This is a genomic window from Nodularia sp. LEGE 04288 (assembly GCF_963896525.1).
Classification (GTDB): domain Bacteria; phylum Cyanobacteriota; class Cyanobacteriia; order Cyanobacteriales; family Nostocaceae; genus Nodularia.
This window is the reverse complement of record NZ_CAWQOY010000105.1, coordinates 121,877-136,267: the sequence shown is the minus strand read 5'-3', so window position 1 is coordinate 136,267 and position 14,391 is coordinate 121,877. Positions and strand designations below refer to the sequence as shown.

5 protein-coding genes are annotated in these 14,391 nt (G+C 41.8%); all 5 read right to left on the bottom strand.

Going from position 1 to position 14,391, the window contains the following annotated elements:
* Positions 1-71: 71 nt before the first annotated feature.
* A complete protein-coding gene (locus AACX33_RS11500; RefSeq protein WP_194003027.1) occupies positions 72-1,439 on the bottom strand; it encodes a thioester reductase domain-containing protein in 1,368 nt (455 codons plus the stop codon).
* Entirely contained in the window at positions 1,436-4,795 is a 3,360-nt protein-coding gene (locus tag AACX33_RS11495; protein WP_194003029.1) for a non-ribosomal peptide synthetase, read from the bottom strand. Before AACX33_RS11495 ends, AACX33_RS11500 begins: the two co-directional genes overlap by 4 nt.
* Positions 4,796-4,962: 167 nt before the next feature.
* Positions 4,963-6,033, bottom strand: a complete 1,071-nt coding sequence (locus AACX33_RS11490; protein ID WP_194003031.1) for an LLM class flavin-dependent oxidoreductase — start codon at positions 6,031-6,033, stop codon at positions 4,963-4,965.
* A 159-nt stretch (positions 6,034-6,192) separates the two neighbouring features.
* Positions 6,193-10,725: a type I polyketide synthase gene (locus tag AACX33_RS11485; protein WP_194003033.1), complete on the bottom strand. Its 4,533-nt coding sequence runs from the start codon at positions 10,723-10,725 to the stop codon at positions 6,193-6,195.
* A gap of 162 nt (positions 10,726-10,887) precedes the next feature.
* Positions 10,888-14,346: a non-ribosomal peptide synthetase gene (locus AACX33_RS11480; RefSeq protein WP_194003035.1), complete on the bottom strand. Its 3,459-nt coding sequence runs from the start codon at positions 14,344-14,346 to the stop codon at positions 10,888-10,890.
* Positions 14,347-14,391 lie beyond the last annotated feature (45 nt).

The following is a 14,391-nucleotide window of genomic DNA, read 5'->3' as shown; positions in this document are numbered from 1 at the left end:
TCGTGTTATAGCCTGTAAATGAGATTGAGATTTGCTGGTAACTACAATCTCTACATCTTGATCCAACGTATTCAAGAATCTAAAAAACCGCGATCGCGAAAATAAGATAGATAAGTATTAATTAATCTGTCGCTCGGTGGTGGACAGTGAATCGAGCTATCTTCCAGAGCATTGAGTGTATTTTGAGAATCGTATTTCAATTGCAATACTTGTAATTGTTCTTCAGAAAAATGCTCCACAAAAGTCATCAACAGCGAACTGAGGGGATGGGTTGGAGTATTTTGAACTAAAACGCTGAGGTCGGTTCTCCATTCATCGTATGATACCTGCTCAATGGCATAACCAAATGCTCTCATTGAGTCCACAATTTTACTCAGAGGGGTAGGTTGAGAATTAAGCAAGTGAAATATTTTTCCTAGTGAGTTTTGTTGCTTTGATAGATGAACAACAGCCTGACTTACATAGTCTACAGGAGTTATATCCCATAACACTGTATCCATATCTGGAGCTTTTCCCAGTAAGACAAAACTTTTGAGCAATTTACTCCATAAATCTTCAGTTTTACCGACTCCCGTTTTACTGCTTCCCGTTACCATTCCTGGTCGATAAATAGTAACTGGTATTCCTCTCGCGCGGGCGATCGCAACTAACCGTTCGGCTACCCATTTACTTTCTGCATAACCGTGGTATAGATTCTGCCAGCGATCGCTGATTAAATCTTCTTCTTTCACTACCTTGTCTTTCACATAATTAAGAGACTGCATTACAGAAAGACTAGAAATAAAATGCACGGATTTTAGCTTACCCAGGCTAGCTAAACGCAGGATTTCTTGTGTTCCTAAAACATTGACGGCTTTGAGTGCTGTGTAGGGATAAAAAAGATGAACTAACGCACCATTATGATAGATAACATCAATTTGATGAGACATCATCTGAAATTGTGCTTCGCTCAAACCGAGAAGCGGTTGGGATAAATCCCCGATGATTGGCATAATTCTATTACTAAAATTCTCCTGCCAAAGCTGATAAGATTTAAGCTGGTCTTGAATTTTCTGTTTACCTAAATCAGAATTTTCCTCACGTACCAAGCAATAAATATTAGCTTCTGTTTCTTGCAACAGTTCGTAAAGTAAAAATGCCCCTAAAAACCCAGTTGCGCCAGTCAAAAATATCTGCTCAATTTTGGCAGTCAACTCAGAAGCTATCGCCGGAAAAATTGTCGCATCTAAAACAGCTTCAGCTTCCAGATTAATTACATCTAGACCAGCGTTATGACTATTTAAATATGCTAAAATTTCGGTTTTGCGTTCGGCAAGCTGAGTTGTTAAATCAGATGTTAGCGCCCCTTTAGCGGCATTACAACGCAAGCGATCGCCTGCTGCCGAAAGTTTGATATCTAGACTACAAAGTTCTGCCAAAAATATCTCTATAGGTTTCATATTTCTAATTCCTCTCGTTCGTTTAAATTCTCAACAGCAGCAGCCGATAACTGTTTCAAGATTTGCATTTTGTCAATACTTGTGGCTAAAGTGGCGACGGTAGCATTTTTAAATATTTCCACAACCGTTAACTCGATATCCAAAGCTTGAAATAACTTAGTAGTAAGTTGAATAGCTAGTAAAGAATTTCCTCCCAAATCGAAAAAGTCATCGTTAATACCCACCGAATCAATCTCTAATACTTGCGAAAAAATTTGAGCTACAAGGGTTTCTGTAGGAGTGCGAGGTGTAATCACATCTGTTGCTGATGAGGTGCGAGATAGCTGCGGATCTGGTAAAGCCAAATAATCTATCTTGCCATTAGGAGTTAACGGTAAATCTGCCAAGATCACAAATGTCTGAGGCATCATGTATTTAGGTAGTTGACTTTCTATAAAGCGACGCAAATCTTCAATGGCGATCGCGTGTTTTGGCTGAGGTACGACATAAGCAATTAGCTGTTTATTACCAAGTCGTTCTTCTCGCGCTATGACTATAGCGTTCTGCACATCATCATGCTGAGTTAGTAAGTTTTCAATCTCTTCTGGTTCGATGCGAAAACCACGAATTTTTACCTGGCGGTCAATGCGTCCTAAAAATTCAATAGTGCCGTCAATGGCATAACGTACCAAGTCACCAGTTTTGTAAAGACGCGCTTTTGGAACTGGAATAAATGGGTTGGGAATAAAAGCAGCATCAGTTAAATCGGGTCGGTTTAAATAACCTCTAGCTAAACCTGCTCCGCCGATATAAAGCTCCCCTGGAACGCCTATGGGCATCTGATTTAAGTGCGGGTCAAGAATATAAGTTTGAGTATTAGCAATAGGCTTACCAATGGGTAAATTGCGTCCTGATATTTCGGTCAGTTGTAACTCTGAGAGCGCGCAAGTCGTAGTAACAATAGTGGCTTCTGTTGGACCATAAGTGTTGATTAAGCTAACTCCTGGGGCTTGCTGCTGCCAAATCATCAATCGCTCTGGGAGTACCTTTTCACCGCCTAAAATTACCAGTCGCACGGAATCAGGAATTGATAAGTCGATGTTGGGCAGTTCCACTACTATTTGATGCCAAAATGCAGTGGGTAAATCTAGTACAGTCAGCCGCCATTCATGGCAAGTTTTCAGAAAGACTGGTACAGAACTTAAAATTTGAGCGGTTCGTAAGATTAAAGTTGCACCTTGAGTCAGACAGGGAAAAATTTCTTCCGCAGCCGCATCGAAGCTAATGGAGGCAAATTGGAGAATGCGATCGCGCTGAGAAATTTCAAAATGGGCGATCGCAGCTTCGGTATAATTGACCAGTGACTGGTGGGCGATCTCGACTCCCTTTGGTTGTCCGGTGGAGCCAGAGGTATAAATAACGTAAGCTAAGTTGTTGGGCGTAACTGGAGTTGCTAAGTTCTTTTGGCTTTCTTTCTCAATCAATTGCCAATCGCTATCTAAGCAAACTATGGGAGATTCTATTTGGGGTAAACTTTCTAACAAATGTGCTTGAGTTAATAGCACGGACACTTGAGCATCAGACAGAACAAAAGCAAGTCTTTGCAGGGGATAGGTCGGATCGAGAGGCACATAAACACCACCCGCTTTGAGGATACCTAATATACCTACCACCATTGAAAGCGATCGCTCTACACAGATACCAACTAAAACTTCTGGTTTCACACCCTGTTTTTGGAGATAATGAGCTAACTGATTGGCACGCTGATTCAGTTGTGCATAGGTTAGTTGCTGTTCTCCACAGACTACAGCCACAGCATCGGGTGTTCTGGTTACCTGCTGTTCAAATAATTGATGGATACAGGCGTGTTGAGAATAATCTGTTGCGGTTTGATTCCATTCCAGAAACTGCTGGCGTTCGTCCGCAGTCAATATGGGTAATTCCGAAATTAGGCGATCGCAATTTTCAGCGCAGCTGGTTAATAAAGTTTGAAAATGTGCGATGAGGCGGGTGATGGTCGAGTCATCAAACAAATCAGTACTATATTCCAGTCTTCCCACTAAGCCAAACTCTTCTTCGACTAAATGAATAGTCAGATCAAACTGAGAAGTTTGATTATCAACTAAAGAGTAATGCAAATCTAGGTCTGGAAGTTGGATATTTCGGGAAGAAGTAGCATTTTGCAGAACAAACATTACCTGAAACAATACTGAATGACTTAAATTTCGCGGTAGCTGTAATTCCTCTACGAGCTTTTCAAATGGTAAGTTTTGATGGGCAAAAGCTGCTAATACTGTTTCTTTGACGCGAGTTAATAATTCTCGAAAGCTGGGATTATCGCCTAAATTGTTGCGGAATACCACCGTATTCATTAAACAACCAATTAATTCCTCAGTCTCAAGGCGATCGCGATTAGCAACCGGCGAACCGATTAAAATATCCGGCTGTCCTGTATAGCGATATAGTAAAGTTTGAAATGCCGCTAGTAGCAGCATAAATAAAGTAGTTTTGGTTTGCTGAGATAGATTTCTAAGTGACTGCGTGAGAGTTTGAGACAGCATAAAAAATTGCTTCTTTCCCGCGAAAGAATGCATCAACGGTCGAGGTCGATCAGTTGGTAATTGTAATAAAGTTGGAGCATCTGCTAATTGCTGTTTCCAGTAAGCCAGTTCTTGATCTAATATCGCTCCCTGCACATATTCTCTTTGCCAAACTGCAAAATCTGCATATTGGATTGGTAATTCGGCTAAGGATGGAAACTGGTTGCTAGCAAAAGCTTGATAAAAAGCATTCAAATCACGGAAAAATACCCCAATTGACCAAGCATCGGACACAATATGGTGCATGGTCATCAGCATGATATATTCTGTCTCATCTAAGCGCAGTAGCGTCACTCTGATGAACAAATTACCCGAAAAGTCAAACGGTTGACAGGCTTCCGCGAAAATCAGTTGCTGTTTTTTGGCTTCCCGTTCTGTGGGAGCAAGCGATCGCAAATCAATTAATGGTAAAGTGAAATCTACAGTCGGCGAAATCACTTGTACCAAGCGATCGTTCACAGTCTTCAGAGTAGTACGTAAAACCTGATGAAGCTGAATAATTGCTTTAATACTTCGCTCTAAAACCTCTACTTGCAGCCGACCGCTAATTTCTAGACTGACAGGAATATTATTAGAAATAGCACTTTTGTGTCCCATTTGGTGTTGAAACCACATTCTTTGTTGGGCAAAAGATGCAAGAGGGTTGTCATCTTTAACTCTTGTAGGAATTACAGATTTCTGTGGCAATTTCAAACCCTGTTTTTGTTTGAGATGCAACTCTAATAAAGCCCGTTGTTCTGGAGAAAGAGCCGCAATTCTTCGATCAAAGTCATTCATAACTTAATTATTTTGAAAATTTATGCCCAGAAAACTCATTACAGAACTTACACAAAAACTCTTATTCCTCTTATCCCTCTGTGTCCTCTGTGCCTCTGCGCTACGCGCTACGCGCAAGCTACGCTAACGTTATTCCGGATTCCAGAATTCAGACGTAACCCCTAAATTCAATTAATCAAAACTTGTTCAACCGGAACTATTTCGTAATGGCTTTTAAGTTCTTGAAGATAATTAAGACTCTCCATAACCCCATCAAAATCAACTCCAAAATCAATTAAAGCAGCCACTTCATCTATCCCAGCTTTTTGAAAATCATCAATCATTTTTCTACAACTTTCTGGAGTTCCCATCAAGACCTTTGTATTAAAATAAGACTCAAAACTATATGCCAACAAATCTTCTAAATCTTGGGCAGACATTGTTTTCGGGTCTATAGAAAATCTTGATTGACCCACCGTTTTAGCCATAAGATCCAAATGGGTTTTGAGGTAGTTAGTAAAAGGCTCCTTGACTCTTTGTTTAACTTCATCGATATTTTTACCCAGAAAAGTATGTATCATCAGCGCTACTTTTCCCTGCTGCGGGTCGTGACCGTGCTGGGCTAGCGATTGGCGATAAAGTGAGATTTTGCGGTAAATATCTTCTAAACTTTGATACAGCGAGGAAGTGAGAATATTAGCTCCAATTCTGCCAGCTTCAATAAATGTCTCATCCGACAGAGAAGTAATCCAAATTGAAAGCTGAGGTTGTAGCGGTCTGGGAAATGTTTGAGTGGGGATAGATTTGCCTTTACCACCTTCAAGTGCAATTGCTTCTCCTTGCCAAAGCTTCTGCACAGTTTGAATATCCCGCCACATAATTTCCTTTTTGTCAGCATACTTTTCGGGATAAAGAACAAAGTCATTAGGTTGCCAACCAGGAGCGAAAGATAAACTCACTCTACCTTGTGATAAATTATCCACCACAGCCCATTCCTCGGCGACTCGCAGAGGGTGCTGGAGGGGCATCACAACGCTACCAGAGCGGATTTGAATTTGCTCAGTCACCATGGCAATTGCCGCTCCTAACACTGATGGATTGGGATATAAACCGCCAAAAGCATCAAAATGACGTTCTGGAATCCAAACGGCGGAAAAGCCCTGTTGGTCGGCAAATTTGCTACCTTCAATAAATAAGCGATATTTGTCATTCTGGGAGGTGGAACCATCCCCAGAAAAATAAAACAGACTGAATTTCATTGGGTATTTTCCTCGACTTGTTTTAAAGTTTTTAACTTCCAAAGCAAAAAACCGTTCGGCGGAAGCCTCTCAAACCCTCTTGACTCTGTGTCCTCTCTACGAGACGCTCCGCGAACTGTGCCTCTGTGGTAGCCTTCGGCAAGCTACGCTAACGTTTGTTTATTTCTTGGAAGTCCCTAAAAGTTCTTGGAGTTCTTCGGCTGACAAATTTTCGATGGCGGTGAGGACGTTATGGAGTTCTGCTTCTGGTTGGGGGTTTCCTGCGTTGGCGATCGCATCGGCAATTTGAGCTATAGTTGGAGTCTCTAAAAGATTGCGTAGGGACAAATCTACTGCAAAAATTCCCCGCAGTCGCGAGATCACTTTCATCGCTAATAGAGAATGTCCGCCTAACTCAAAGAAGTTGTCATGAATGCCTATTAACTCGATACCGAGTTGTTCTTGCCAAACTTGAGCAATTCCTTGCTCGATGTGATTAGTTGGTGCGTCATAGCTACTAGCTGAAGTGGGTAAACCTGTTACGCTCTGCACTGGGTCAAATTCATCCAGAACAATCTCATCTCGTCGAGAGAGTACCCCCTGCCAATCTTTAGTTGAGACAATGATTCGATCTAGTCCACTTTGCAGCACACGCTTCAATGCGTCTAATCCTTCGTTGTTGGTAATACCTGCCTTCAGGGTTTCTAATCGCTTTTGCTTGAAAGCATCGGGAAGATTAATCATGTTGGCTCCCATGCCAACTTGTTGCCAAATATCCCAATTAATTGCGGTTGTCAACCAGTTTTTTTGAGCATCTGGCGATCGCGCGAAACTATCTAAGAAGACATTAGCCGCAGAGTAATCAACCTGTCCCACTCCACCTAAAGTAGAACTGATGGAAGAAAAAAGCACCAAGAAATCTAAAGGTACATCTTTAAATATCTGCTTAATTACTAACGTTCCTTTGACTTTCGCTGCCATTACCTGCGCTACCATTTCTGGGGTTTTTAGTTGAATAATCCCACTTCCAGGAATTCCCGCCGTGTGAAAGATGCCGTTTATTTTACCAAAAACGCGCTCTACTGATTGGGCGACAGTTGCCATTTGGACAGCATCAGAAACGTCTGCGCTCAGAGACAGAATTTCAGCCCCAAGCTGTTCTAATTCCAATATTTGATGAATTTTAGCAGTAGTAGCTTCGTCATGGTTGGCATTTGTCCACGTTGCTTTTGATGGGATAGAACGGCTGACTAAAACCAATTTGGCTCTGACTGTCTCGGCTAAATATTTGGCGATGGTGAAGCCAATACCGCCCCAACCGCCTGTAATCAGATAAACGCCTTCTTCTTTTAAAGGTGCTATATCTTGATTCTCTGCCAAACGGACTGATTCGTAAGTGGGTAACCAGCGAGAATTGTCTCGATAGGCAACAACTGTATCTGTGGATTTACTAGCAATCTCTGTAATCAGGCGGTCAATAAATTCGCTGTAGGAGAAATTAGCACCGGCTAAATCGATATGATTACAGGTAATATTGGCATACTCTTGGGGAATAACTTGGCAAGTACCGAGGATAGTGGCTTTTTCTGGAGAAATTGTTTCATTTCCCGTGACATTGTGGATATTGCTAGACACCACGCCTAGATGCAATGGATCTGTAAAATTTTGGGTGGCGATCGCCTGAGCTAAATAGAGTAAACTATCAAAACCCAAAACTTGAGATTCTGCGAAAGATAAATCGCAGCTAACAGTCCAGAGATGAGCGATGAGGGGGATTTGCCCCAATTTCAGAACTTCTCGAATTAGTCTATCGTAATCTTGGCGATCGCTGGGATTAATTGTATAGATGTTTTCGCTGACTCGGCTGAACTCTTCCCCCATAGCGACTCGAATCACGGTAGCCCCGCTTTCTTCCAGTCGTCGCCCCATAACTGAACCCAAATTAGCACCATCCATAAACACCAACCAGCATTGATGATTGTTCAGATCAATGACCTGGTGAAATGGTGTCATAGAACGCTTCCAAGAAGGAACGTAAAACCATTCGGCGATATCGGGTTTTTTGTTTGGTGATCCTAGAGGGGAATGATCTTTCTGTTCTGGTGGATCGATCCAGTAACGCTGACGTTCAAAGGGATAGGTCGGTAACGACAGGCGATCGCGTTGATGGTGGATATGGAATTTAGTCCAATCTATCTCTACTCCTACCAGCCATAGCCGTCCTAGAGTATTGAGCAACAAAGCTAGATCAGAATTATCCTCTTGAGGATGGCGGAGTGAATTAAGTATAGTTCTGTCAGTGGCTTGCTGTCTGGTGATGCTGCTTAAAGTTTGTCCAGGGCCGACTTCTAGAAAAATCCGCCGTGCATCTTTGAGTAATTCAGTAATTCCCTCAGAAAATCTCACTGGTTGCTGTAGCTGTTGTGTCCAATAGTTAGGGTCTACAGATGCTTCTGGAGTTATCCACGTACCTGTAACGTTAGAAATAAAAGGAACTTGGGGGGGATTGAGTTTGAGTTGACTAATTGCCTGCTTTAAAGGCGCGATCGCCGATGCCATCATGGGAGAGTGAAAAGCATGAGAAGTATGCAAGCGACGACACTTGATGTCTTCTGTCAGTAACTGGATTTCGAGTTTTTTAATCGCTTCTACCGAACCTGAAACTACATTCAGAGAAGGACTATTCCTCACAGAAATGGTTAACTCTGGATTTAATTTAGCTGACAACGCCTCGGTTGATAAATAAACTGAAAGCATATCTCCCGTAGGACATTGCTGTATCAATTTTCCGCGGAGGGCGACTAAAGAGAGCGCATCTTCTAAAGAGAAAACACCAGCTAGAGTAGCGGCGACATATTCCCCAATGCTATGACCAATGAAAGCTTCGGGAACAATTCCCCAAGACATCCACAGTTTGGCGAGGGAATACTCAATTACAAATAAAGCTGGTTGAGTAATTGCGGTCTGATTTAATTTTTCTGTGGCTTCTTCCTTCTGTTCTGGCGACGGATACAGGAGATGACGCAAATCTAACTGTAAATGGGGTTGGAGTAATTGACAACAGCGATCGCATTCCTCTTGAAAAATAGATTCGCTCTCATACAGTTCTCTGGCCATATCTGCATACTGCGCCCCTTGTCCCGGAAACATAAACACCACAGGCGACTTATTTGTGCTGAAACTTTTTTGGGGCGACTCTAAGGCGACGATTGCATCTTTAATATCTTCCACAACAACCATCTGACGATGACTAAATACTCGACGACCTACTTGCAACGTATAAGCGACATCAGCCAAATTAACTTCTGGGTGTTGTTTTAAATGATTAACTAAATTCCTGGTAGCAGTTTCTAAAGCAGAACTGGTTTTAGCCGAAACAACTAAAAGCTGATATTTTCTAGCTGATAACTGCTGACTATTAACTGATAACTGTTTCCTGGGTGCTTCTTCTAAAATTAAGTGAACATTAGTTCCACCAAACCCAAAAGCACTCACCCCAGCGCGACGAGGAGTACCGTTAGTTTCCCAATCAGTAAGTTTGGTATTGACGTAAAAAGGACTATTTTCAAAATCAATATTGGGATTTGGCTCACTAAAATTGAGGCTGGGGGGCAGTTTTTGGTATTTAAGAGCTAATGCAGTTTTAATCATGCCAGCAATACCTGCGGCTGCATCTAAATGTCCGATATTGGTTTTGACTGAACCGATCGCACAGTAGCCTTTTTTGTTAGTACTGCTTTGAAAAGCCTCAGTCATGGCTTTAACTTCAATCGGGTCGCCCATCGCCGTTCCCGTACCATGAGTTTCTAGATAACTAATGGTTTCTGGTGCGACTTCTGCCATAATTTGGGCAGTGCGAATTACTTTTGCTTGACCTTCTTGACTCGGTGCGGTGTAGCCGACTTTGACAGCACCATCATTATTAATTGCTGAACCTTTAATCACCGCATAGATATGGTCTCCTTCAGCCACAGCATCTTCTAACCGCTTTAAGACGACAACTCCCAGTCCATTACCGCCCACTGTCCCGTTAGCTTTGGCATCAAAAGCTTTACAATGTCCATCAGTAGCACCAATTTCTTCTGGAAAGAGAGTGGCTTCACTCTGAGGAACTTTCACAGCTACCCCGGCGGCTAAAGCCATATCGCATTCACCACTAAGCAAGCTTTGACAGGCGAGATGAACTGCGACTAAAGAACTAGAACAAGCTGTACCGATGCTGATGCTAGGGCCTCTGAGATTCAATTTGTAGGATACGCGAGTAGAAAGATAATCTTTATCCGCTCCAACCAGAGTTTGTAAAAAACTTTGAGATGCCATTAAATCTGGGTGAAGACTAAGATTGTTAAGTAAGTATGTTCCCATACCCACACCAGCATATACACCAATAGGTCTTGACTCAGTTTCGGAATTACAACCTGCGTCTTCCAAGGCTTCCCAAGCGCATTCTAAGAATAAACGGTGTTGGGGGTCCATTGTTTCAGCTTCTCTGGGATTAAAGCCAAAAAAGTCAGCATCAAATAAATCTATATCTGACAGTACGCCACCTGCTTTTATACTCCCATTAGCTGAGGAATCAGAATGGGTAAAAGCTGAAACTAATTCCTTCCCATTAATTAAATTTTCCCAAAATATTTGGGTATTATTACTACCTGGGAAACGCCCAGCCATACCAATAATCGCTATTTCCAAACCGTTTGTTTGCTGTTCCATAGTTTGAGATTAAATAAAAACTTGTTGCGTACAAAGTGATAACTATTGAAAAACCATATTAGACTTCCGAAGAAAATCTCTATTTGGTAAAAATCTAAAAACCTAATGCAAAAAACCTCTTCCCTTGGCGTTCTTTGCGTCTTGGCGGTTCGTCCTTCTATATTATTTGAGCTTTGATTTATTTAACAACCGTCCTAAATGGCGTTTTTTCAACTCATTGCTAGTTTTTTCTTCAATATTTGTCATATCTAAACTAGTAGAATTATTGCTTCCCAAATAGTTAGCTAAAGAAGAAATAGTTGTATATTTATACATTTCTATGAATGAAATATTTTTAGCTTGATTAGGCAACGTATCATTCAACTTGTTAAAAACCTTAGCAATTGACAACGAATCTCCGCCCACATCAAAAAAATTATCATTGATACCAACTTTTTCTAAACCTAAAACTTCTTGCCAAACCGCAGCAATTTGAATTTCCAAATTATTTTGAGGGGCTATATAAGTAGCCGTCATTATTTCCTCTAGATATTCGCGTTCAGCAAGCTGGCGACGATCAATTTTGCCATTGGCAGAAAGCGGTAAGGCATCGAGGAAAATAAAAGCTGATGGGATCATGTATTCTGGTAAGCGATCGCCTAAAAAACAGCGCAATTGGACTATGGCTGGTGGGACTGAAGAGTGAGCAACTAAATAAGCCACCAAATATTCCCGATTTTGTTTTTTGATAGCCACAACTACTGCCGCTTTAATTTCGGGATGCTGGGTTAAAGTAGCCTCAATTTCTCCCGCTTCTATGCGATATCCCCGAATCTTTAGCTGTAAGTCTACCCTGCCTAAAAATTCGATATTGCCGTCGGGTAAGTAGCGTCCCATATCTCCTGTGCGATAAATTCTTTCGCCAGTCCGGGGATGAATGATAAATTTCGCGTTTGTTTTGGCTTGATCCTGCCAATAACCTTTGGCTAACTGTACCCCCGCACAATACATTTCACCAGTTACCCAAACGGGACAATCATCGAGCATTTCATTCAAAATATAATATTTAGAATTTGCCATCGGTTTGCCATAGGGAATACTCTTCCATGTCGGCTCCACTGCGGCGATCTCATAGCCAATATTCCAAACCGTTGTTTCGGTGGGTCCCCCAATACTGAGTATTTTAACTTGGGGAATTAAAGCTCTGAGGCGGTCGGGGAGGGAAACTGGTAGCCAATCACCGCCTAAAATAGCCAAACGCAAACTTTGGGGTAGAGATTGGGGCTGCATCTCTAAGCGATCTACTAACATTTCCATCATCGGCGGTACAGAATTCCACAGAGTTATTGCTTCTCTGGTGATTAATTCTGCCCAATGGCTGGGGTCTTTAATTTTTTCGGCATCAGGAATCACGATAGTCCCACCAGCACTGAGAAGACCAAAAATATCGTAAACTGACAGGTCGTGATGCAGGGCAGAAATATTGAGAATGCTGTCTTTGTCGTCAATATGGAAGCGCTGATTAGTTTGAACGACGACGTTAATCACATTGCGATGTGCGATCGCTACCCCTTTTGGTAAGCCTGTAGAACCGGAAGTATAGATGACATAAGCTAAATCTTCATCTGTCTGGATTGGTTCTAAGGCTTGATTACTTTCATCGGCTAAATCGTCTGTGTCTAAACAAATAGTCTCAATTCCGGCTGGTAATTTCAGGGTTTCTAATAGCCAAGATTGAGTCAGAATTATTTTGGCTTGGCTATGTTCGAGTAAATATTCTTTTCTCTGTTGGGGTAATTGAGGATCGATGGGAATATAAGCTGCACCGGAAGTAATAATTCCCATGACAGCGACAATTTGCTCCCATCCTTTTTCCATAACTATGGCTACTAGCTGGTTGGAAGTCACTCCTAAAGAACGCAGACGATGAGCAACTCGATGGCTGCGATCGCTTAATTCTTGATATGTTAAAGTGCGATCGCTAGCAACAACAGCCGTCTTTTCTGGTCTTTGGGCTACTTGTTTGCTAAATAAACCTTGCAGAGTCGTATCCAGAAGGTGAGTAGTAGTATTATTCAGGGCTTCTCTGCGTGCTAGTTGCGCTGGCGGAATTAGCTGTCTTTCTGTGGCGTGCCATGCAGAATCATTGGTTGCTAATTGTTTGAGAAATCTGCAATAAGCCTCAAACATATCCTCTATCAAACCTTCATAGAAAAGTTCTTTGACCACATCCCAGTTAAAAGTTAATGTTTCTTTTTCTTCCCAGACTTGAACATCCATCCAAGCTTGAGATGCTTGACTAATACCGTAGACTAACTCCCCAAAGCGGCTAAAGGTTAAGGTGTCTTGTCCGATAGAACTAAAGCCGAGGGTACTGGTAAAGACTACTGGCATAGCACTGGGTGCAGTACCTTTTTTACGAGCCAATTCTCTAGTTATTTTTACGCCACTGATATAACGATGTTCTAAATCTTGCCAGAGTTGTTTTTGTAACCGAAGGGCGCGATCGCTAAATGCTTCGGGAGTAGAATTATCTACAGCTAGTAAATTGACCGAGGTAAAGTCCCCCAAAATATCGTTAACTTGGGTATGCAGTGGCAGACGGTTAAATAAAGCCAGATTAATCGTAAATTGCGGGTTTTTACTCCAGACTGTGATAATCTCGGCAAAAGCAGCCATCAATACCCCTGTGGGAGTCAAACCTGCTTGTCCTGCCTTTTGTTTTAACTGTCGCCATTCCTCTGGTGCTAAACCGCCTTGATACCTTTGACAGAGATGATTTTTAATTTCTTGTGGGTGTTTAGCTAAAGGTAACTCTGGTGCATTAGGTAAACTATCTAAGCGAGCAAACCAATAGTTTTGCGATCGCGCGTATAATTCAGTCTTGGCGATCGCTTGTTCGGCGAGAACATAATCCCGAAAGGAGATGGTTAGGGGCGTTAATTCTCTTTCGGGGTCTTGATAAAGTTGATGCCATTCATCAAACAGACGAAATAAACTCCAAGCATCAAAAACTTGCAAATCGTAACTAATATGTAGACGAAAGCGTTCCTTATCTAATAAAGTGACGCAAAATTCAAACAAGGGAAAACGATCCGCAGGTAAAACTTGATGTGACAGGCGATCGCGAATTGCTGCTAGTTCAGACGCAATCAAACCTTGGTCTTTACCTCGTAAATCTAAAACTTTAATTTCATAGGGAGGAACTGTTTCTAAAATCTGTTGTTGACCATCTGCTAAGACAATCGCCCTCAGCATATCATGGCGATCAATTAATTTGTGCAGTCCTTGATTTAATCGTTCTAAATTTAAATTTTGACCTTCAATCTCGTAGTAACCATGATTAGCAACATTACCCAACTCAAATACACCACTGCGCCCTACCCAAAAAGCGTGCTGCATATCAGTTAAAGGGAAAGGTGCATAACGCTGGTTTGGTTCAGGAATGATGGGGGGTAAAGCCGCATTATTCAGGCTATTTTGCCGCAACAATTCTAAAAGTTCGATTTTATGCTCAAGTAAAGCATCGCGCAGTTCCGGTGTTAAGACTCCCTTGGGGGCATCAACCGCTAATGAATTGTGATTAGCCGCTAGTTTTATACCTTGGCTAGAGAGAGTATGTAAAAGTAAATGTAAATTCATTTTATTCAAATATTAGTTTTCGCAATTTGCTGATGAAATCCTGTC